We start from the raw sequence: 20,834 nt of genomic DNA on the forward strand, positions 1-20,834 counted from the left end.
GTAGTCAGTGCATCCCCAACAACGAACAGCCCAACCATAATCCGGTCACGGCCAAAACCAGCGTGACCGGCACGGTGACCAGCCCGACGGCCGTGAACTCCCGGGCCCGCGCGGTCATCTCTGGGCGGACCACGTTGCGCCACAACAGGTTCGACAGCGATCCGGGGTAGGTCAGATTGGGGCCGATGTTCACCCCGATGAGCACCGCCAGCACCGCGACCGGGCCGCCGGCGGCGACCAGGGGCAGCAGCACCAGCACCGCGGGCAGGTTGTTGATCAGATTCGACAGCACCGCCGCCACCGCGGCGATGCCGAGCAGCGCCGGCAGCGTGGTGCCGTGCGGCAGCAGCGCAGACACCGCGTCACCCAGGCCGAGGTCGAGTACCGCGCTCACCAGCACACCCAGCGCCAGCACTGCGACGAGGAAAGGCACGTTGGCTGCCCGCACGATGCCGAAGACCGTCTCGTGACCGCGGACGACGGCCCGGATCGCGAGCACCGCGGCGCCGGCGAACGCGGCCCACGCCGGCGCCAATCCGAGTAGCGACGTCGCGCCGAAGCCGATGAGCGTCAGGATCAACACGGTCAGGACGAAGTACGGGATCTCCGGCGGGGGKGGGGCCGGCCGGTCGACCATGGCGACCCGTAGCTCACGCCGGAACAGCCACCGCAGCAACACGAATTCGGCCGCTACGGCGACCAGCCAGGGCAGCGTCATCGCTGCGGTGAACCTGGTGAAGCTCAGGCCCGCGGTCGTAAACGCCAGGAGATTGGTCAGATTCGACACCGGCAGCAGCAGCGACGCGGTGTTGGCCAGGTGCGCCGCGGCATAGCCGTGTGGCCGCGCCGGCACCCCGAGCGTGCGTGCGGTCGACAGTACGACGGGCGTCAGCAGTACGACGGTGGCGTCGAGGCTCAGTACGGCGGTGGTCCCGGCCGCGATCAGGAACACGGTGACCAGCAGCCGCCGGGCCGCGGATTGTCCTGCGCCCCAGCTGTGCCGGGCCATGTACACGCCGGCGGCGTGGAACAGCCCTTCGTCGTCGCAGAGTTTGGCGAGCACCAGGACGGCGGCCAGGAATCCGACCACGGGCAGCAGTCGGCCGACCTCCTGCAGAGCGGTGTTCACAGCCAGGGGTCGGCGCGTTGCCAGAGGGTCGGAAGATGCAGGGGCAGGCCATCTTCGGCGGCCAGGCGGCCCAGCACTCGCATCGAGACGTCCAGGTCGTCGCCCACGTAGGGCAGGGCGCGCAGGGGTTCGTGCAGGGGGCGGAAGAAGTCGTCCCAGTGCGTCAGCACCACGCGGCGCGCGCCGACGGTGCGGACCGTCTCGTTCCAGTAGTCGAGGAGATACTGCTCGGGCTGCAGGCCGAGTTGCCCGATCCCGAGGTACACCACGTCGGCGTGCTGCCCGGCCAGGGCGCCCGGCACGAACCCGGCGCTACCGACGGCAAGCAGGCTGCGCCCGCTGGTGCGGTGCGCGATGAGCGTCGACCAGGCCTCGCCGCACTTGTACGCCGACGCCCGCACCGGCGGCACCACCGGGGCGGTGATGGTCCCGGGGAACCGGTCGGGCGGGCAGTGGTGACCGGTGAACAGTGTTACGTCGAAGGCGCCCAAGGCGATCGACTCGCCGGGGGTGGCAACGGTCAGCTGGGAGTCGGTGAGCCCGCCGCCGCGGCCGATGAAGGCGGCCGAGGTGCCGCCGACCAGTTTCGCGCCGGTGCGCGCTGCGACGGCTGCGGAATCCATGGCGTGGTCGAAATGGGTGTGCACCGGCAGCACCGCGTCCAGTCGGTCGATGCCGAGCCGGTGCAGGCAGCCATCAATGCGAGGTAGTGCCGGGCTCAACTTGCCCAACCCCACCGATAGCAGACTCGGCCGGGAGAAGAATCCGTCGGTCAATAGGGCTGACGTCGAACCGGCCGGATCCGTCGCGGTGACCAGCATCGTGGTGACGCCCGCCCAGGTGACGGTCAGCGGCGAGCCGACGTCTGCGGCAGGCTGATCGAAGTAGCGGCTATAGGAGGCCAGGTCGGGCCGGCCAAGTTTTAGTCGCATCAGCAGAAGGCCTCGATCTGTACGTTCTCTGCGGTCAGGCGTTCGCGGACCGCGCGGGCGATGTCGACGGCGCCGGGCGAATCGCCGTGGACACAAATCGAATTCACGGTGATCTTGATGGTGGAGCCGTCGACGGCGGCAACCCGTCCCGCGGTCACCATGGAGGCCACCCGATCGGCGATGGTCGAAACGTTGTGCAGCACCGCATTGCGCCCCGTGCGCGGCACCAGTTGTCCGTCGGGGCGATACGAGCGGTCCGCGAAAGCCTCGGGCACGGTGCGCAATCCGAGCTCGCCGGCGGCGGCGAAGAATGCCGAGCCGGCCAGCCCCAACACCGGCAGCGAAGGATCCACGGCATGCACCGCGGCGGCCACCGCGCGCGCCTGCGCATGGTCGGTGACGATCGTGTTGTACAGGGCGCCATGGGGTTTGACGTAGCTGACGGTCGACCCGGCGACCTGGGCCAGGGCCTGCAAGGCACCGATCTGGTAGATCACGTCGGCGGTCAGGTCTTCGGCGGCGACGTCGATGTGGCGGCGGCCGAAGCCCGCCAGGTCGGGATAGCCCACCTGCGCGCCGATCCGAACCCCGCGCTCGGCAGCGGCCCGGCAGACCCGCAGCAGCCCGGCCGGGTCACCGGCGTGGAACCCGCAGGCGATGTTGGCGCTGGTGACCAGATCGAGCATCGCGTCGTCGTCACCAAGGCGCCACACCCCGAAGCTTTCGCCGAGATCGGCATTGAGGTCCACCGCTGACATGTCTGCCAGCCTAGGCTTGCCGCCATGTCCACTCGTGACGACGTTCTCATCACCGCCTTCGGTCTGGCCCAGCTGATCGCCGCCGGCGACGTGACGCTGCTCGACGTGCGCTGGCAGCTGTCGAAGCCCGACGGCCGCGACGACTACCTGGCCGGGCACATTCCCGACGCGGTGTACGTCTCGCTGGAGGACGAGCTGTCCGACCACACCGTGACAGGGCGGGGCCGTCATCCGCTGCCGTCGGGTGCCGCGGTGCAGGAGGCCGGGCGCCGGTGGGGTGTGCGCCAGGGCGTGCCGACCGTCATCTACGACGACTGGAACCGCGCCGGCTCGGCTCGCGCCTGGTGGGTGCTGCGCGCCGCGGGCATCGAGAACGTCCGCATCCTGGACGGCGGGCTGGCGGCGTGGACCACCTCGGGCGGGCCGCTGGACCGTGGCGACGTCGAACCGGAACCGGGCGACGTAACCGTCACGCACCAGGACCTCTACGCCGGTGCCATGCCCACCTTGACCGCCGATGAGGCCGCTGCGCTGGGGCCGCGTTTGGGTGACGTCCGCGCGCCGGAACGGTTCCGCGGCGACGTCGAACCCCTCGATCCCGTGGCTGGGCACATTCCGGGCGCGGTCAATCTGCCGAGCGTGCTGGCCGCCGACGGCACGCTGCGCACCGACGGCGCCGACGTGGACGCTGTCTATTGCGGATCGGGCGTCACCGCGGCGGTGGCGGTGGCCGCGCTGGCGGCCGCAGGCCGGGACGTGGCGCTGTTCCCCGGCTCGTGGTCGCAGTGGAGTAACGAGCCGGGCCGAGCAGTGGCTACCGGCGACTGACTCGTCCCGCGCCCCAGCACAGCAGGTAGATGCCGAACGAGATCGACGTCACGAAGACCGACACCGGGACGCCCGGCGCCAGTGACAGCACGATGCCGCCGACTGCGGCGATCTCGGCGAACACCACCGACGCCACCATCGTGGTGACGGGGGAGCTGAACACCCGGCCCGCGGCGGCGGCGGGAGTGATCAACAGCGACATCACCAGCAGTGCCCCGACGATCTGCACGCCCTGGGCAGCCGCGACGCCGACCAGTGCGGCGAACACGATGCCCAGCGCCCGCACCGGAACCCCGCGGGCGGCAGCCACTTCCGGGTCGGCGGTGGCGAACAGCAGCGGCCGGTAGCAGGCCGCGAGGATCGCGACCACCAGCACGGTGACCACGGCCAGCAGCGTCAGACCCGAATAGCCGACGCCGACGATCTGCCCGGTGAGCAACGCGAAACTGGTGCCGGTCCGGCCGGGATAGAGGTGGATGAACAACACGGCCAGGCCCAGGCCGAAGGCCAGCACGACGCCGATGGCCGAGTCCCGTTCCCGCGACCGTTGCCCCAGGATGCCGAAAAGGATTGCCGCCAGGGCACTTCCGACCAGGGCGCCGAGGCCGACGTTGAGCCCGGTCAGCAGCGCGAACGCGGCGCCGGTCAGGGACAGCTCGCTGGAACCGTGCACCGCGAACGACATCTGCCGCATCACGATGAATGGACCGATCAGGCCGCCGAGCAACGCCAGCAGCGCCGCGGCCAGCACCGCCTGCTGGACGAAGTCACGGCTCAGCAGGTCCGCGGTCAGCGCGGGGTTCCAAAAGGCATTCACAGCCTCATTCATGACAATGCCCGCTCGCATGCTCGGAGTTGTCGACGCCCGCACCGTCCTGGCCGACCACGACGTACTGGCCGCCGATCCGCGCGACCTGAATGTCGGCGCGGTACAGCGCGGACAGCGTCTCGGACGTCATGACCTCCTCGACGGTGCCGATCCGGAAGCGGCCGTCGACCAGGTACAGCACCCGGTCCACGTACTGCAGCACGGGATTGACCTCATGGGTGACGAACAAGACGGCGGTGCCGGCGTCCTTGCGGCGCTGGTCGATCAGGCCCGATACCAGCTTCGCGTTGGCCGGGTCGAGGTTGAGCAGCGGTTCGTCGCACAGCAGCAGCGCGGGATCGGAGGCCAGGGCCTGAGCGATGCGGACTCGCTGTAGTTCGCCGCCGGACATCACCGACACCGGGACGTCGGCCAGCCGGGCGCCGTCGACCTGGCCCAGGGCCTGGGTCACCACGGCGCGCCGCTGTGCCCGCTTCCGTGGGCCGGCGAAACCCCAGCGGTGCCCGTCGCAGCCGAGCCCGACCAGATCGCGGCCGCGCAGCGTCAGCCCGGTGTCCAGCGAGCGGTGTTGGGGGACATAACCGATGGCGCCGGTGGTGGTCATCCGGCCGGCCGTCAGCAGCTGTTGGCGCAGCAGCACCTTGAGCAGTGAGGTCTTGCCGGTGCCGTTCGGGCCGAGCACCGCGATGAACTCGCCGCGGCGCACCGTCAGATCCAGCCGGTCCCACAGCACGCGGTCACCGAATGACAGCCGCGCGCCGGTCAGTTCGGCGACCGCCGTGGCGGACGAGGGATCAGTAGGCACGGGTTACAAATTATCGCGGCTTATCGCGCCGCAACGGGTGCGGTATCCAACTGGTGTGCCAGTGCCTCGGCGGTCTGGCGCTGCCAGGTCAGGAAGTCCTGTCCGGCGGGCAGCGTCTCGGTGACCTCGACGATGGGCAGTGCCGCTTTGCGGGCGGCATCCTGCAGCTGCTTGGTGACGGCGGTCTCGGTCTGCTTGTTCACCACCAGCGCGTCGACCTGGTGGCCGTTGATCAGGTCGAGCACGGCGGCCACGTCGGCCGGGGCGGGGTCGTGGCCTTCTTCGGCGGCGGCGGCGAACCCGTGCGGGGTGCGGTCGACGACGCCGGCGGCGGACAGCAGGTAGTGCGCGACGGGTTCGGTGGAGACCACCGCGCTGCCGGGATGCTTCTGCCCGATGGCGTGCTCGGTCGCGGCGATCTCGTCGGTCTTCTTGCCGAATTCCGCGGCATTGGCCCGGTAGGCGTCGGCGTGCGCGGGATCGGCCCCGGCCAGGTCGTCGGCGATCTTGGTGGCGACGGCCTTGGCCACCGCCATGTTGTAGAAGACGTGCTCGTTGGCCTCGCCCGCCGCGCTGTGCGGCAGCAGCGAGTACGCATCCACGGTGGTGACGTTCTTGTGGTTCTTCAACACGTCGTCGGCCCAGTGGTCGTAGCCGCCGCCGTTGATGACGACCAAGGTGGCGTCGGCGATGGCTGCGGCGTCGGCCGGGCTCGCTTCGAACGAATGCGGGTCGGCGGCGTCGTTGGTGAGGATCGCCTTGACGTCGGCATGCCCGCCGGCGACCGCGGTGGCGACGCTGCCCCACACGTTGGTGGTGGCGACGACCTTCGCCGAACGGGCGGAGTCGCCTTGCGACCCGCAGGCGGCGATGGTCAGCGCGGTGAGGGCGGACAGGGCGATGAGGCTGGTCCGGGTCATGGCGGCTCCTGCGGGCTAGTGTTAATGAAAACCGTTTGCAATAAATCTAGTGCACCGTTGCCTTGCGGCGCGAATCGGATGCGCTAGCGTCACAAAGATGCCGAGGAGTCCCAACCCGAGGCGTCGGGCCACCCTGGCCTCGCTGGCTGCCGAATTGAAGGTCTCGCGCACCACGATCTCCAATGCCTACAACCGGCCCGACCAGCTCTCCGCCGACTTGCGCGAGCGGGTGCTCGCCGCGGCCAAGGAGATGGGCTACGCCGGCCCCGACCCGGTCGCACGCTCCCTGCGCACCCGAAAGGCCGGCGCCTTCGGACTGATCATCACCGAGTCGCTCAACTACTCGTTCCGCGACCCGGCGGCGCTGGATTTCGTTGCCGGGCTTGCCGAATCGTGCGAGGAGGCCGGGCAGGGCCTGCTGCTGGTGGCGGCCGGCCCGAATCGGTCGGTCGAGGAGGGCGCCGCGGCAGTGCTCTCCGCCGGGGTCGACGGGTTCGTGGTCTACGCCGCCTCCGACGACGATCCCTACCTGGCGGTGGTGCAACAGCGCGGCGTCCCGATCGTCATCGTCGACCAGCCCAAGGACGTCCAGGGGGCCTCCCGGGTCTGCATCGACGACCGAGCGGCGATGCGCGGGATCGCCGAATATGTTGTGGGACTTGGTCATCGGGAGATCGGCCTGCTGACGATGCGGCTGGGACGGCACTGGCCGCACGGCGATGCGCAGTCGGCTGTCGCGGACCCGGAGCGGCTCACCTCGCAGCATTTTCACGTGCAATGCGAACGGATTCTCGGTGTCCGCGACGCGATGGCGGGCGCCGGGCTGAACCCCGATGCCCTGACCGTGGTGGAGACCTACGAGCACTTACCGAGCTCCGGCGGGTCCGCTGCCGCTGTTGCGCTGCAAGCCAATCCGCGCATCACCGCATTGATGTGCACCGCCGACGTGCTGGCCCTCTCGGCGATGGACCACCTCCGGTCCCGAGGCATCTACGTGCCGGGCCAGATGACCGTCACCGGATTCGACGGCGTCCCCGAGGCGTTGGCCCGCGGGCTGACCACCGTGGCCCAGCCGAGCCTGGAGAAGGGCCGGCGCGCCGGATACCTGTTGAACAATCCGCCGCGGTCGGGGATCCCGGCGATCGAGGTGCTCGGCACCGAGCTGGTCCGCGGCCGCACCTCGGGCCCACCGGCCTAACGCGCGCGGCGCCCCGCCAGGTACGCCAGCGCCTCCGCGACGTCCTCGGGGGAGTCGATGCGGTACTGCGCGGCCGACGGTCCAGGACCGACCTTCACCCCGACGTCGCCGTCGCGCAGCCGGGCGAAGGCCTTCTCGTCGGTGACGTCGTCGCCCAGGAACACCACGGCGGTCGCGTCGTCGCGCTCCCGCAGCGCATCGATGGCCGAGCCCTTGTTGGTGGTGATCACCGCGAACTCCAGCACCGCCTTGCCCTCGGTGGCTTCGGCGGTCCATTGCGTGCCGGCCGTCCGCGCGGCGGCCAGCGCCGCGGCGCCGTCGTCAGCCGAGGCGTTGCGCACGTGCAGGGCGACGCTGGCGGGTTTGGTCTCGACATTCACGCCCGGGTACCGACTTGCGATCTCGGTGAGCGAATCGACGATCTGGGCCAGCAGCGTGCCGTCGACTGTCTGGGTGAACCCGGTGTCGAACTCCGCGCCGTGGCTGCCGACCAGATGCACCGACGCGGGCATACCGGAGAGTTCGCGCAGGACCTCCAGCGCACGGCCCGACACCAGCGCGACGAAGGTGTGCGGCAGGTCCGCCAACGCGAGCAGGGCGGCAGACCCGGCAGGCAACGCGCGCGCGTCGGCAGGGTTGTTGACGATCGGCGACAGGGTGCCGTCGAAATCGGAGGTGACGAGCAGTCGGGGTGTCGCGGCGACGGTGTCGAGCGCCGCGATCAGATCAGCCGGGAGCACCGGTCAGATATTAGGTTGCTCCCCGTCACCGATCAGCAGGCGCACCGCCAGATCGAGCCGCTTGCTGACATCGGTGGCCGACGCGCGACGGGTCAGCCAGGCCAGCAGGTTCGACAGCCAGACATCGGAGATGACGCGGGCGATGTGGTACTGGTCCTCGGTGGGCTCGCCCTCGCTCATGGCGCGGGCGAACATCGAGTCCATCAGCTTGCCGACGTGATCAACCTCACCGGCCGCGGACGCGTCAGCGAACACGAATGCGCGTGTCATGGCCTCGGTCAGCAGCGGATTGCGCTGCATCGACCGGTTCAGCTTGCCGACCATCGCATTGAGCCGCTGGTACGGCGTGCCGCCGGTCAGCGCGGCGCGATCGGTCTTGGCGTCGATGCGCTCGAACTCGCGGCCCAGCGCGGACACCAGCAGGTGCACCTTGGACGGGAAGTAGCGGTACAGCGTGCCCACCGCGACATCGGCGCGTTCTGCCACCGCACGCATCTGAACAGCCTCGTAACCGCCCTTTGAGGCGATTGCCAAGGTGGCGTCGAGGATGCGCTTGCGGCGCTCGCGCTGCGCTTCGGATCCGAGTTCGGATTCGGCGAGTACAGCCATGGTCGTCACCTCCCTCGGGCGAACGGCGGAATCGGATTCAGGTGTTGCTGGCGTCGGCATGCGGCGGTCAGCTCCTTCGGGTAGCGCATTGGGTGAAAACGATACGCAAAGTGTGCGGTAATTTCCCACCTCCAGGCGCCCCGGGACACCCGAGTGTCCTGCTGTAATGGCGATCGACTTGACGTCTGATTGCTGTCACCATTAGAACACGTTCTAGTGAGAAGCGTGTTCTTCTCGCCCAAACGCTAGGAGCGCATGGTGTCCATCACTTCCACAACTATCGACTCGGAGCGGGCCGAGGTCCGCGAAATGGTCCGTAGCTGGGCTGTCGCGTCGGGTTCCATTGATGCGGTCCGGGCTTTGGAAGGCGGGGCGGGGGATTCCGGAGCTTCTTGGCGTGGCCCGTACGACGGTCTGGTCGAACTAGGGACCTTCGGCGTCGCGGTGTCCGAGGACCTCGGCGGCGCCGGTGGATCGATCGCGGATCTGTGCGTGATGGTCGATGAAGCCGCCGCCGCACTCGTGCCCGGTCCGGTGGCCACGACCGCTCTGGCAACTCTGGTGATCACCGACGCCGCGCTGCTGGAGGCGCTGGCCTCCGGGCAGCGCACCGCCGGCCTGGCCCTGAGCTCCGACATCGCCTTCGACGGCCAGTCCGCGACCGGCACCGCCAAGTTCGTGCTGGGCGCCCTGCCCGACGGCCTGCTGATCCTGCCCGCCGGCGACGTCTGGCTCCTGGTGGACGCCACCGCGCCCAGCGTCACCGTCACGCCGCTCGCGGCCACCGACTTCTCCCGCCCGCTGGCCCGGGTCGAGCTGGACGGCGCCGCGGCGACCGTCATCGACGCGCCGGTGGCCGACCTGGCCGTGACCGTGCTGGCCGCCGAGGCCGCCGGTCTGGCCCGCTGGCAGCTGCAGACGGCTGCCGACTACGCCAAGGTGCGTGAGCAGTTCGGCAAGCCGATCGGCAGCTTCCAGGCGGTCAAGCACATGTGCGCCGAGATGCTGCTGCGCTCGCAGCAGGTCGCGGTCGCCGCGAGCGACGTCGCCGAGGCCGCTATCGACGGTGATGCCACGCAGCTGTCCATCGCCGCGGCGGTGGCCGCCGCGGCCGCCATCGACGCCGCGAAACACAATGGGCGCGACTGCATTCAGGTGCTCGGCGGCATCGGCTTCACCTGGGAGCACGACGCTCACCTGTACTTGCGGCGCTCGTACGCCACCGCGCAGATCCTCGGCGGCCACGGCACCTGGCTGCGCCGGGTGGCCGCGCTGACCCGCTCGGGACTGCGCCGCCAGCTGCACGTCGACACCGGCGAAGCTGAGTTGACCCGTCCCGAGATCGCCGCCGCGGTGGCCCAGATCGCCGCGCTGCCCGTCGAGAAGCACCAGGCCGCGCTGGCCGAGGCCGGACTGATGGCGCCGCATTGGCCCGCGCCGTACGGTCGCGCCGCGTCGCCGGGCGAGCAGCTGGTGATCGACGACGAGCTCAGTGCCGCAAGTGTTGTGCGCCCGGACATTTCGATCGGCTGGTGGGCCGCGCCGACCATTCTGGGTCACGGCACTCCTGAGCAGATCGACCGCTTCATCCCCGGCACCCTGACCGGCGACGTGTACTGGTGCCAGCTGTTCAGCGAGCCCGGCGCCGGCTCGGACCTGGCGGCGCTGCGGACCAAGGCCGTCAAGGTCGACGGCGGCTGGAAGCTGACCGGCCAGAAGGTTTGGACCTCCAACGCGCACCGCGCCAACTGGGGAATCTGCCTGGCGCGCACCAACCCTGATGCGCCGAAGCACAAGGGCATCACCTACTTCGTCGTCGACATGAGCTCGCCCGGCATCGACATCCGTCCGCTGCGCGAGATCACCGGCGAGGCGCTGTTCAACGAGGTGTTCCTGGACGACCTGTTCGTGCCGGACGACTGCGTGATCGGCCCCGTCGACGGCGGCTGGGCGCTGGCCCGCACCACGCTCGCCAACGAGCGCGTCGCCATGGCGGCCGGTGGCGCGCTGGACAAGGGCATGGAGCACCTGCTGGACGTGCTCGGCGACCGCGAGCTGGACGCCGCCGACGCGGAACGCCTTGGCGCACTGATCGTTGCGGCCCAGGTCGGTTCGCTGCTGGATCAGCTGACGGCGCAGATGGCCGTCGGCGGCCATGACCCGGGTGCCCCGTCGAGCGTGCGCAAGCTGATCGGTGTGCGCTACCGCCAGGCCCTGGCCGAGACGATCATGGATGCCCAGGACGGTGCGGGTATCGAGGATTCGCCGGACGTCCGGTACTTCCTGAACACCCGCTGCCTCTCGATTGCCGGTGGCACCGAACAGATTCTGTTGACCGTGGCCGGCGAGCGCCTGCTGGGTCTGCCGCGCTAGCTGTACTGACCTGAGAGGTTGGGTACGCGGGTAGCGGGTGGTTGACCGTTGAGTGCGGTGTGGCCGCGGTGGTGATTGTAGGTGTGTAGCCATTGGGGGTACTCGGCGCAGCGTTCGGCGTCGCTGGTGTAGAGGCGGGCGTAGGCCCATTCATCGGCCAAGGTGCGGTGGAATCTCTCTACCTTGCCGTTGGTCTGGGGCCGGTAGGGACGTGTTCGGCGGTGTTCGATGGCCCCGAGTGCGTCACGGAACGCGTGAGATCGATAGCAGGATCCGTTGTCGGTCAACACCTTCGATACCGTGAACCCGCATTGGTTAAACCATGCATTGGCCCGGGCCCAGAACGCCGATGCGGTCTCCTTGCGCTCGTCGGCAAGGAGCTCGGAGTAGGCCAGCCGTGAGTATGCATCGATTGCGGTGTGCAGGAAGTGATGGCCCTTGATCGGGTGACCGTGCTTGCTGATGCGGCCAGAACTCTTATCGGCGCGCGTGTTGTGGTTGCCTGCGGTTCTGCCCAGCATCCGCCATCCCCCGCCGGCAGGAATCTTGCCCAGCTTCTTTACGTCAACATGCACCAACTCGCCGGGTTGTGCGGCGTGAATTCTGCGGATCACCGTGCCGGTGGGTCGGTCGAGCCAACGCAGTCTGGCCACTCCGTAGCGGGTGAGTACCCGGTGCACGGTCGAGGGATGGATTCCTAGCAGATACCCGATTCGTGCTGGCCCCCAACGCCGGATGACCCGCACTTTGATGATCCGGCGCTCGGTACGAGTCGGTGTCTGGTTGGGGCTTCGCTGTGGACGTGAGCTGCGATCGACCATGCCGGCCGGGCCCTGCTCGCGGTAGCGGCCTGCCCAGCGTGCCGCTGTGGTGACCGCGACCTGGAATCGCTCGGCTGCGCGGCGCAGCGACCAGCCTTCATCGACGACACAACGGGCCAATCGCAGACGACCAGTTTCTGACAGCGGGGCATTACGGTGTGACACGAAGACCTCCGAGAGGGTTGGTGCGTTCCTAGACAGCTCGCACTTCACTCGGAGGTCTTCTTCATGTCACCACGCCACGCCGTACCTAACGTCCGTGGTCAGTACAGCTAGCGGCCCCTGCGGAAGTCTCGCGGGGTCAGGCCGACGCGCTGCCGGAATGTGGTGGCGAAGTGGTTGGGTGTCGAAAACCCAACCGCGGCACTGATTTCGGTGATCGACAGCCGCGTCGAGGACAGTAGCGTCTTCGCGCGGTCGATGCGGCGGTCGAGCAGGAACTGGTACGGCGTCGTGTGAAACGCGGCCCGGAACGCCTTGATGAACGTTGCCACCGACATCTGGGCAAGGCGCGCAAGCGATTCCAGACTGATATCGGATTCGAGGCTGCCTTCCAGGAACTCGATGATCGACGCCCGCGTCGACGGGGGCAGGGCGTCGCGTTCGGCGTCCGGCGGTGGCTCGACCGTGTAGGTGTCCCGGATCAGCAATCGCAGTGTCTCGCCGGCGGAATCGAGCAGTAGCCGGGCCAGCGCGTCGTCGCGGCCCGCGACGCTGCGCATCTTGGTCACCAACGCCAGCATCAGTGGATCGTGATGCTTGCGCCGGGGCACGTGCACGACCTCGCCCAGTGCGTTCTCGGGTATCGAGATTTCGCAGAAGCCCGAGATGTCGCCCGTGACAACCGACGTGCAGCGCACGCCCGCAGGCACCACCCAGGTATCGCCGATGCGCGGCAGCGTGCGGTCGGTCGGACCCCAGTCGAGATTGGCCTCCATCGACCGGAGTTCACCGTGCCGGTGGATGTAGATGAGGTGCCGACTCGAATCATGGCAGCACCAGTCGGTGGTGCGCTCGATCCGCTCGGTCGCGAACCGCAGCGACATACCGCGACTGTCGACGGACCTCTCGCCGACCACGATGCGAGGCGTCATGGGCCGGTCGTCGTTCCATGGCTTGAGGGCCACGCCGAACCTCCGGGGTATCCAGCTTGGCCACGATCATGCGCCGTGATTTGTCGGCTCGTGACGGCTTTCTCGAAAGATTCTGTGTAAAACCTGCGAGCCCGTCAATAGAAATTAGAACTTGTTGCAGATTCCGAATGTTTGTTTTCGGCTTGGTCACTACCGTCTGCGCGGCCAGAAGTGCTGACACCCCAGAGTCCAAGGAGAATCTATGGCATTCGAGTTGCGCCGATATTCGACGGCGGGAATCGCAGTCGCGACCGCCGGCGTCATCGCCATCAGTCCACTGACGGTCCCGCTGCCACAACTTCATGTGGCGGCACCGTCGAGCTTGGTGTCGACGCGGACCGTCGACCTCACCGCGTTCGTCAACCCGATCGCGGCTTGGGGCGACGTGCTGACAACTACGGTCGGTGACATCGGGAAACTGGGTCAGGCGTACGCCGCCGACCCGTTCCCGATTGTTCGTCAGGTCATTGCCAATCAGGTCGGCTACGCGCAGCAGATCATGTCGATCGGTCAGCAGATGGGCAATGGATTGCGCTTCTGGGCAAACCGCGCGCCGGGGGTGTTCCGGACGGCTTTGCAGCAGTTGGCCTCGGGTCAGTTCTACAACGGAGTGACTGGCCTCTACGGCTTGGCGCTCAGCGGGGTGTTCGGCGTCATGTTCCCCCTGCTGCAGTTCGATATTCCAAAGAAGATCGCCCAGAACGTCACCAACGTCATCGGCAGTCTCAGCTCGGTCGGCGTGCAACTGGCCGTTGGCGCGTTGTCGACGATGGGTCAGGGAGTGCAGGCGTTCGCCGACACTGGCCAGAAATTCCTCGACGCCGTCAAGGCCGGAGACGGGGCCACGGCCGTCAGCGAGGTGATCAACTTTCCGGCGACCATGGTCAATGCAGTGCTGAACGGATATGGACCGTTCAAGGGTCAGTCCGGCGTTTTCGGAACCAACGGGTTTGTCGCTCAGGTCATCAATGCTCTCAAAACAATCGCCAACGCGATCAAGCCTCCGGCCCCGAACACCCCCGTCGCGGCGACAGTCGACGGCCCGGCCGCAGTGCCTGCCTCGGCAGATATGGCCAGTAACGCCCTGGCGCCGGCCATCAAGCCGGCGGCCACCGCGGCGGTCAAGGCCGGCGATGCCGACAAGGTGTCGGCGAGTCCGGCGAAGTCGAAAGCGTCTGTGACCAAGGAGGATCCGAAGCCTGCGACCCCGGTCGTGACCGAGACTCCGGAAACGCAGCCGGTGAAGGTTGTGGAGCCGACGAAGGTCGACACGTCCACTCCCGCTGCGGAACCGGTGTCAGCCGAACCGGCCAAGGTCGAGACCACGAAACCGGTTCACCAGGACAGCACCAAGTCCGAACCCGGCACCAAGCCGTCGGGCGCAACCTCGTCGGACTCCGATTCGGCAGGCAAGACGGACAAGCCGGCTAAGAAGGCCGAGAAGGCCGAGAAAGCACAGAAGGCGCCGAAGACCCCGAAGGTCGCGAAGACCGGTAAGCAGGGGAAGGCGGCGTCGTCGACGCATCAGGCGGCCAACGCCGGCTGATCGGGGGCGAGATCGGCGAAATGGTTGCGAAAGCCGTTCGGTAAGCGACCATTTCGTCGATCTCGGCCGAGTTCTTCAGCGCCGCATGCGATGTGCGCCGGCGACGATGGCGTCGTGCAGCGCGACCTCGGCTTCGGACGGCGTGCTGCGCCGGTGTAGTAGGACGAATTCCAGATGGCCGAGATTCGGCAGTCGGCTGTCGGTGAGCGGTTGAAGCCCTGGCGGCAGAACCGATTCGGAATGGGCGATGATGCCGAGTCCGCCAAGTGCCGCGGCCTGCAGGCCGAGCAGGCTGTCGCTGACGCACGCGATGCGCCAGCTGCGGCGCTCGCGTTCCAGTTCGCGTAGTGCGACGTGCCGGGTCAGGCTCGGCGGTGGGTAGGTCACGATCGGTACCGGGTCGGTGATGTCGGTCAGGCCGGGCCGGCCGGCCCACACGAGGCGGTCTCGCCACAGCAGTTCGCCGTGTTGCTCGCCGGGCAGCCGTTTGGCCACCATCAGGTCCAATTCGCCTGCGGCCATTCGGGTTTTGAGGTTCTCGCTCAGGCCCACCACCAGCTCCAGGTCGACGCTGGGATAGGACCGCCTGAACTCGACCAGCACGTCGGAGAGCATCCGGCCGACCAGATCATCGGAGGCGCCGAGCCGGATCAGGCCCGTGGGTTGCGATTCGGAGAAATAGCGGTCGGCTTTCGCTTGTGCGTCCAGGATGTCGTGCGCGAAGCCCACCATCGCCGCGCCGTCGGCGGTGAGCGCCAGATTGCGGGTATCGCGCCGGAACAGCTCGCGGCCGACGGCCTGCTCCAGCCTTGCGATGTGGCCGCTCACCGTTGATTGACGGAGCCCCAGCAGGTGGCCGGCGGCAGTGAATCCGCCGGCGCGGTCGACTGCGAGGAAGGTGCGCAGCAGTTCGGGGTCGAACACATTCATCACGATATCCGGTTAGAGATATCAGATCTATCGCCTAGTGCTATGAGTTGACAGAGCAGTACGTTCTTTCCGTGAACCTGCTCGCCAAGCTCCGCATCGACGGCTTCCTGCTCGGGCTGTTCGCGGCGATGGCCATCGGCGTGCTGCTGCCGGCCCGTGGTGACGCAGGTCAGGCAGTCGAGACGGCGACCAAGGTCGCGATCGCCGTGCTGTTCCTGCTGTACGGCACTCGCCTGCACCCGCGTGAGGCGCTCGAGGGGCTGAAGCACTGGCGGCTGCACACCACGGTGCTGGCCGCGACCTTTGTCCTGTTCCCGCTGCTCGGGCTGGCGATGAAGCTGCTGGTGCCGTCGGTGCTCACCGACGAGCTCTACACCGGCATGCTGTATCTGTGTCTGCTGCCGTCCACGGTGCAGTCGTCCATCGCATTCACCTCGATCGCCCGTGGCAATGTCGCGGCGGCTGTCGTGAGCGCATCGGCCTCGAACCTGCTGGGCATCTTCCTCACCCCGCTGTTGGTGACCCTGCTGATGCAGACCACCGGCGCTGCCACGGTGTCGGCGAACTCCGTCCTGGAGATCGTCGTGCAGCTGTTGCTGCCGTTCCTCGCCGGTCAGCTGCTGCGGTCCAAGCTGCACCGGGTGCTGTCTCACACCACCCTCTCGAAGGTCGTCGACCGCGGTTCGGTCTACCTCGTCGTGTACGCGGCGTTCAGCGCCGGTATGGCCGAACACATCTGGACGGGAATGAAGGTCACCAATGTGCTCGCGGTGATCGCCGTCAGCGTGGTGTTGCTTGCGGTGGTGCTCGGCATCACCGCTGGGGTGGCGCGGTTGTTGAAGTTCGACCGCGCCGACCGCATCGTGATCATCTTCTGTGGATCGAAGAAGAGCCTCGCGACCGGGTTACCGATGGCCACCGTGCTGTTCGCCGGCCACCCGGTGGGCCTGATTGTGTTGCCGCTGATGATCTTCCATCAGATTCAGCTCATCACCTGCGCGACATTGGCCGCTCGGTGGGGACGTCAGGCCGACGCCGCGGCGGCGGAACAGGATCTCGCGGCCGCGCGGAGCTGAACCGAAATCGTCAGTCGCCCCGCAGATATGCGGCGAGCATCGCGACGATTGAATCCTCCAACTGCTGTGCGTCGGCGGGCTGCGCGCAGGCAATGAGCCGGTGGGTTAGCGACTCGATGGTCGCGACCGTCATCCGGGCCGCGAATTTCAGATCGGGGACGTGAACCTCGGGATGCCGGGTGAGCAGAGCGTATGCGGCCGCCACCGCGGTTTCTTCGGCATCGCGCAGCCGGGCCAGGAGCGCGGGTGACCGGGGTGCCTCCGCGAACAACACCTGGTGCAGATGCGGATCGTCCCGGTGGTTGTCGATGGTCGCGCGCGTGAACAGCCGAAGTTGGTCCTCGAGCGCGGGTGGTACCCCCGCCGCCGCCCGTGCCGTCAGCAGTGCCGCCCCGGCATCGATGTGGGCATCGGTGAGCGCGGCCAGGATCGCGTCCTTGTTCGGAAAGTATTGGTAGAGCGAGCCGATCGAGATGTTCGCGGCCTCGGCAATGCGATTGGTGGTGCCGCCGCGGTAGCCGAACTCGGCGAAAACGCGAGCAGCCGCATCGAGGATCCGTTGTCGGGTCTCGGCAGACCGTTGTTGTTTCGGCTGCTTGCGGGCGCGAAACCGATCCGGTGGTGCCACGGTCACCTCCGCGCGGAAAGCGAGTAGTCACCGGCATCTCGCCGGTCGATGATTAGGTGACCCTAACTCAAAGGAGCGTCATCGTGAAGACGGTGTACATCGAGTCCGAGCTGGCCGCCGACCTGGATCGCGTATGGCGCGACATGCAGCTGCCGGCGACCTTCCTGTACCTGTGCCGCGGTCTGTTCGGGGTGCCGGCGCTCGCCGGCCGCACCGATCCGCTACACGCGGGGGAGCGCGGGACCGGCTGGCTCATGGCATTTCACGTGCTGCCCGCCTACCGGCACACCATCGAGGTGTTGTCGGTCGACGAGGCGACACACACCATTCGCACCCACGAGTACGGCGGGCGGATCAGGTCGTGGAATCACACCCTGCACGCCGAGCCGATCGGCCCGCGGCGGTGCCGGTACGCCGACACCATCGACATCGATGCCGGGTGGTTCACCGGTGTGGTCGCGCTGGGCGCGGCCGGCATCTTCCGCTACCGGCATCGCCGGTGGCACAAGCTGATTCGGTCTCAGGCGACGAATCAGACGCCGAAAATCCGGGCCGCATTCCCGCCGAGATAGAGTTCGCGCGCCTCGGCGTCGAGGTTCAACTCGTCGAGTCGTTCCAGGCAGCGCTGCGCGGACAGCATCGGCCAGTTGGTCCCGAAAAGCACTCGGGTGCGGCCGGATCCGCTCAGGTAGTCCACCAGTGCCGGGGGCAGGCGGTGCGCGGCGTAGGCCGAGGTGTCGATGTGGAAGTTCGGAAACTTCTTGGCCAGGAACAACACTTCGTCGATCCACGGTGCTCCGACGTGGCCGCCGATGACCACGAGTTCCGGGAATTCGAGCAGCACCGTCTCCAGATAGGGGATCGGCCGGCCGGGCTCGGACGGGCACAGTGGGCCGGTGTGTCCGATCTGCGTGCAGAACGGGATGCCGAGTTCGACGCAGGTCTGCAGCAGAGGATAGTAGCGGCGGTCGTTCGGTGGCAGGTTCCACAACCACGGGACGACGCGCAGGGCCACCATGCCCAGATCGGTTACCGCACGCCGTAATTCACGGACCGCCTCGACCGGACGGGTGAGGTCCACGGAGGCGACGCCCGCGAATCGGTCGGGGTGCGCGCGGACGTGTGCCGCCGTCTCGTCGTTGTCGATGAGTGCGCCGTACGGCCCGACCCACGCGCACAACAGCGACTTCTCGACGCCGGCGTCGTCCATCGCTTTCAGCGTGACATCGATGGGCAGGGCCGGTAGATCTTCTTGGCGCGTCCAGCGCAGCAGCGGCTGCAGCCATGGCTGGCGCATGAACAACTCGTTCGGTTGTTGGGACCACGCGTCGATCACTCGTGTCATCGCTCAATTACTTCACTAGTGAAGTAATAATGCAAGGGTGAATTCGAAGAACAGGTCGCCGGCCGGCAGGCGGCGCGCGTATTTCCAGCTGCAGACCGTCGCGCAGCGGCTGCGCACCACCGCCGACCGGCTGTTCGTCGAAGAGGCCGGCATCACCACAGCGCAGGCTGCCGCGCTGATGCTGATCGCGAGCCATGCCGGGTGTCGGCAGTCGCTCGTCGCCGCGCAGCTCGGCCAGCGGGAGTCGGCGGTCACCGCGATGGTCGGACGCCTCGAGAAGGCGGGGTTCGTCGAACGCCGTCCCAGCGAGAGCGACGGCCGCGCCTGGGAACTGTGGCCCACCGACGCCGGCGCGGATGCCCTGCGCCGGCTGGATGCCGCGCTGGCGACCGTCAACGGCTACATCGACGAGGCCATCGGTGTCGACGATGTCGATGGCGTCGTCGACGCGTTGCAACGGCTGAGCAAGCTGCTCGAATCCGACCGCCGAGAGTGAAGTAGATAGCGAAGAACTCGCGAAAGTTCGCGATCTACTTCACGTTCGGCGACTCAGAAGTGGGTGGTGGCGCAGGCCGTCGGCGTGGTGAGGTTCACCCCTGGGTAGGTGACCTGAATGTCCGCGCAGGCAATGAAATTGGCCTCGGTGTTCGGCCTACCGGTCCGGACATCGAGCGGCAGCGAGGTGCCATCGACGGCGAACTCTTCGAACGTGCCGCCACCGTTGAAGGTCACCGACACGAGCGCGCTGTTGTGGGACTTGAGCTGCCGCGAGTTCACCGGGCCGTTCCACGAGCCGCGGTTGATCGGTGGTGCGCCGGTCGGTGCGCTGTACGAGACGTCCTGGTACACATCGCGGTTGGCGCTGCGCAGCGTGATGTTCTCGCGCGCCCAGGTATTAGGCGGCAGCGGAACCGGATTGCCACCGACCACCAGATTCGTGGCGGTGTTGAAGGTGCACGCACCTCCCGAGCACTGCGCGGTCACGTGAATCTGAATCTTGGTGCCGTCGTCGACCGGCACGAAGGCGTCCGCTGAGTTGACTGCGGCAGCAGCCGTCACGGGGGACATCAGGGCGGTCGCGGTCAGCACAGCGGCCGCGCTTGCTGCAGTAAGCCGGTTCACAGTCAAGAAAGTAATCCGTTCGCTACTCGTCGTAGGTGACTTCGACGGAATCCGTCTTGGGCACCGCTTGGCATCCGAGGATGAGGCCCTCTTCGAGGTCGGACGGCTCCAACACGTCGTTGATGGCCATGTCGACGTCGCCCTTCTTCATCAGCACCGCACACGCTCCGCAGTGCCCCTCGCGGCAGGAGAACGGTGCGTCCAGTCCCTTGTCGAGCAGCACGTCGAGCAGTACGGCATTGCGCGGCCAACGCAGCTCGTGCGTCTCGCCGTCGAGCGTGACGATTGCGGTGGCTGGGCCCTCATCGCTGTCATCTTCGGCGAGCACGACAGCTGCGAATGGGTCGGAGTCCAGTGACTGGAACACCTCGAGATGGACATTGCTCTTGTCGGCGCCGGATTTGAGCAGCGCTTCCTCGGTGGCGGCCATGAACGGCGCCGGGCCACAGATGAAGGCCTCGCGCGTGACGTAGGGCGCCAGCTGGGTGGCCAGGATGGTCGGGTTGGGCAGCCCCTGCACCGACTCCAGCCAATGCACGACGGACAGCCGGTCGGGGTACAGCGAGGTCAGCTCGCGCAGCGCCTTGCCGAAGATCACCGAGTTCTCATTGCGGTTGGCGTAGAACAGCGTCACCTTGCCGGTGCCCTCGGACAGCGCGGACTTGAGGATCGACAGCATCGGGGTGATGCCGCTACCGCCGGCCAGCAGCAGGAAGTCGGCGTCCAGATTCTTGGGGACGAAGGTGCCGGACGGCGCCAGCACGTGCATCCGCATGCCGACGTGCGCGTTGTCGCACAGCCAGTTCGACGCGTAGCCGTCGGCGGTGCGCTTGACCGCGACGGTCAGCGCCTCGTCGGAGTACGGCGAGCTGCACAGCGAGTAGCAGCGGGCGACGGATCCGGTGCGGGTGCTGGGGACGCGCAGGGTCAGGAACTGACCGGGGGAGTACTTCAGCCGGTCTGCCGGGATGTCGCTGCCGTCAGGCGTCTTGAACACCAACACGCGTGCGTCGGCGGTCTCTGCGACGACGTCGGCCACCACAAGTTCCAGCACGTGGCTGCCCAGCGGCTCGTCCACAACCATCACCCTTCTTTCAAGCCAGCCCACGGTC

The 20,834-nt window shown here is 67.6% G+C and carries 21 protein-coding genes and 1 pseudogene; 7 read left to right on the plus strand and 15 right to left on the minus strand.

All coding sequences use genetic code 11. The features are described from left to right. Nucleotides 1–4 precede the first annotated feature (4 nt). From AC1U2B_RS25885 to AC1U2B_RS25895, 3 genes and pseudogenes are all read right to left on the minus strand, one after another. A pseudogene (locus tag AC1U2B_RS25885) lies at nt 5–1,186 on the minus strand (SLC13 family permease); the annotation flags it as partial. Continuing rightward, a complete protein-coding gene (locus AC1U2B_RS25890) occupies nt 1,126–2,061 on the minus strand; it encodes an MBL fold metallo-hydrolase (RefSeq protein ID WP_480219040.1) in 936 nt (311 codons plus the stop codon). The pseudogene AC1U2B_RS25885 and the gene AC1U2B_RS25890, both read right to left, overlap by 61 nt. Next, entirely contained in the window at nt 2,061–2,819 is a 759-nt protein-coding gene (locus AC1U2B_RS25895; protein ID WP_480219041.1) for a LamB/YcsF family protein, read from the minus strand. The genes AC1U2B_RS25890 and AC1U2B_RS25895 overlap by 1 nt, the downstream gene beginning before the upstream one ends. Nucleotides 2,820–2,843: 24 nt before the next feature. On the opposite strand from AC1U2B_RS25895, the gene AC1U2B_RS25900 reads away from it, so the two are divergent. Further along, entirely contained in the window at nt 2,844–3,647 is an 804-nt protein-coding gene (locus AC1U2B_RS25900) for a sulfurtransferase (protein WP_480219042.1), read from the plus strand. On the opposite strand, the gene AC1U2B_RS25905 is transcribed toward AC1U2B_RS25900, so the two are convergent. The 3 genes from AC1U2B_RS25905 to AC1U2B_RS25915 are packed head-to-tail and all read right to left on the minus strand — an operon-like array spanning nt 3,634 to nt 6,201. Next, nucleotides 3,634–4,476 (minus strand): metal ABC transporter permease, encoded by an 843-nt coding sequence (locus tag AC1U2B_RS25905; protein WP_480219043.1) that lies wholly within the window; start codon nt 4,474–4,476, stop codon nt 3,634–3,636. The two genes, AC1U2B_RS25900 and AC1U2B_RS25905, sit on opposite strands and share 14 nt — an antisense overlap. Next, nucleotides 4,469–5,281, minus strand: coding sequence for a metal ABC transporter ATP-binding protein (locus AC1U2B_RS25910; RefSeq protein ID WP_480219044.1), 813 nt, complete (start codon nt 5,279–5,281; stop codon nt 4,469–4,471). The genes AC1U2B_RS25905 and AC1U2B_RS25910 overlap by 8 nt, the downstream gene beginning before the upstream one ends. Nucleotides 5,282–5,301: 20 nt before the next feature. After that, nucleotides 5,302–6,201, minus strand: coding sequence for a metal ABC transporter solute-binding protein, Zn/Mn family (locus AC1U2B_RS25915; RefSeq protein ID WP_480219045.1), 900 nt, complete (start codon nt 6,199–6,201; stop codon nt 5,302–5,304). A gap of 97 nt (nt 6,202–6,298) precedes the next feature. Between AC1U2B_RS25915 and AC1U2B_RS25920 the strand changes: the two genes are divergently transcribed. Next, nucleotides 6,299–7,399: an Rv3575c family transcriptional regulator gene (locus AC1U2B_RS25920; protein WP_480219046.1), complete on the plus strand. Its 1,101-nt coding sequence runs from the start codon at nt 6,299–6,301 to the stop codon at nt 7,397–7,399. Here the strand turns inward: AC1U2B_RS25920 and otsB are convergent. Beyond that, complete coding sequence (gene otsB, locus AC1U2B_RS25925) at nt 7,396–8,139, minus strand: trehalose-phosphatase (protein WP_480219047.1); 744 nt, start codon at nt 8,137–8,139, stop codon at nt 7,396–7,398. The two genes, AC1U2B_RS25920 and otsB, sit on opposite strands and share 4 nt — an antisense overlap. 3 nt (nt 8,140–8,142) lie before the next feature. After that, on the minus strand, nt 8,143–8,808 hold the full coding sequence (gene kstR / locus AC1U2B_RS25930; protein WP_043400021.1) for a cholesterol catabolism transcriptional regulator KstR: 666 nt from the start codon (nt 8,806–8,808) through the stop codon (nt 8,143–8,145). A gap of 195 nt (nt 8,809–9,003) precedes the next feature. Between kstR and AC1U2B_RS25935 the strand changes: the two genes are divergently transcribed. Beyond that, nucleotides 9,004–11,121: an acyl-CoA dehydrogenase family protein gene (locus AC1U2B_RS25935; protein ID WP_480219048.1), complete on the plus strand. Its 2,118-nt coding sequence runs from the start codon at nt 9,004–9,006 to the stop codon at nt 11,119–11,121. Here AC1U2B_RS25935 and AC1U2B_RS25940 read toward each other — a convergent pair. Together AC1U2B_RS25940 and AC1U2B_RS25945 are read right to left on the minus strand one after the other, a co-directional pair. Then, nucleotides 11,118–12,107, minus strand: coding sequence for an IS481 family transposase (locus tag AC1U2B_RS25940; RefSeq protein ID WP_029119209.1), 990 nt, complete (start codon nt 12,105–12,107; stop codon nt 11,118–11,120). The two genes, AC1U2B_RS25935 and AC1U2B_RS25940, sit on opposite strands and share 4 nt — an antisense overlap. Before the next feature lie 107 nt (nt 12,108–12,214). Next, nucleotides 12,215–13,069 carry a helix-turn-helix domain-containing protein gene (locus AC1U2B_RS25945; RefSeq protein WP_480219049.1) on the minus strand — a complete coding sequence of 285 codons (855 nt, stop codon included), beginning with the start codon at nt 13,067–13,069 and terminating at the stop codon, nt 12,215–12,217. A 208-nt stretch (nt 13,070–13,277) separates the two neighbouring features. Between AC1U2B_RS25945 and AC1U2B_RS25950 the strand changes: the two genes are divergently transcribed. Then, on the plus strand, nt 13,278–14,621 hold the full coding sequence (locus AC1U2B_RS25950; RefSeq protein ID WP_480219050.1) for a hypothetical protein: 1,344 nt from the start codon (nt 13,278–13,280) through the stop codon (nt 14,619–14,621). 75 nt (nt 14,622–14,696) lie between these two features. On the opposite strand, the gene AC1U2B_RS25955 is transcribed toward AC1U2B_RS25950, so the two are convergent. Continuing rightward, nucleotides 14,697–15,551 carry a LysR substrate-binding domain-containing protein gene (locus AC1U2B_RS25955; RefSeq protein WP_480219051.1) on the minus strand — a complete coding sequence of 285 codons (855 nt, stop codon included), beginning with the start codon at nt 15,549–15,551 and terminating at the stop codon, nt 14,697–14,699. Between the two features lie 71 nt (nt 15,552–15,622). Here AC1U2B_RS25955 and AC1U2B_RS25960 point away from each other — a divergent pair, with 71 nt between their 5' ends. Then, a complete protein-coding gene (locus AC1U2B_RS25960; protein ID WP_480219052.1) occupies nt 15,623–16,627 on the plus strand; it encodes a bile acid:sodium symporter family protein in 1,005 nt (334 codons plus the stop codon). A 10-nt stretch (nt 16,628–16,637) separates the two neighbouring features. Here the strand turns inward: AC1U2B_RS25960 and AC1U2B_RS25965 are convergent, their stop codons facing one another. Further along, on the minus strand, nt 16,638–17,255 hold the full coding sequence (locus AC1U2B_RS25965; protein ID WP_480219053.1) for a TetR/AcrR family transcriptional regulator: 618 nt from the start codon (nt 17,253–17,255) through the stop codon (nt 16,638–16,640). A gap of 83 nt (nt 17,256–17,338) precedes the next feature. On the opposite strand from AC1U2B_RS25965, the gene AC1U2B_RS25970 reads away from it, so the two are divergent. Continuing rightward, the gene (locus tag AC1U2B_RS25970; RefSeq protein WP_480219054.1) at nt 17,339–17,827 is read left to right on the plus strand and encodes an Rv1443c family protein; all 489 of its coding nucleotides are present in this window, start codon (nt 17,339–17,341) and stop codon (nt 17,825–17,827) included. On the opposite strand, the gene AC1U2B_RS25975 is transcribed toward AC1U2B_RS25970, so the two are convergent. Continuing rightward, on the minus strand, nt 17,788–18,600 hold the full coding sequence (locus AC1U2B_RS25975; protein WP_480219055.1) for an amidohydrolase family protein: 813 nt from the start codon (nt 18,598–18,600) through the stop codon (nt 17,788–17,790). The genes AC1U2B_RS25970 and AC1U2B_RS25975 overlap by 40 nt on opposite strands. Nucleotides 18,601–18,637: 37 nt before the next feature. Here AC1U2B_RS25975 and AC1U2B_RS25980 point away from each other — a divergent pair, with 37 nt between their 5' ends. Continuing rightward, nucleotides 18,638–19,096, plus strand: coding sequence for a MarR family winged helix-turn-helix transcriptional regulator (locus tag AC1U2B_RS25980; protein WP_480219056.1), 459 nt, complete (start codon nt 18,638–18,640; stop codon nt 19,094–19,096). Between the two features lie 53 nt (nt 19,097–19,149). On the opposite strand, the gene AC1U2B_RS25985 is transcribed toward AC1U2B_RS25980, so the two are convergent. Both AC1U2B_RS25985 and AC1U2B_RS25990 read right to left on the minus strand, forming a co-directional pair. Continuing rightward, on the minus strand, nt 19,150–19,722 hold the full coding sequence (locus tag AC1U2B_RS25985; RefSeq protein ID WP_260971764.1) for a hypothetical protein: 573 nt from the start codon (nt 19,720–19,722) through the stop codon (nt 19,150–19,152). A gap of 22 nt (nt 19,723–19,744) precedes the next feature. After that, nucleotides 19,745–20,806 carry a 2Fe-2S iron-sulfur cluster-binding protein gene (locus tag AC1U2B_RS25990; protein ID WP_480219057.1) on the minus strand — a complete coding sequence of 354 codons (1,062 nt, stop codon included), beginning with the start codon at nt 20,804–20,806 and terminating at the stop codon, nt 19,745–19,747. Nucleotides 20,807–20,834 lie beyond the last annotated feature (28 nt).

The sequence above is a fragment of the Mycolicibacterium sp. P4_G11 genome (assembly GCF_056555145.1).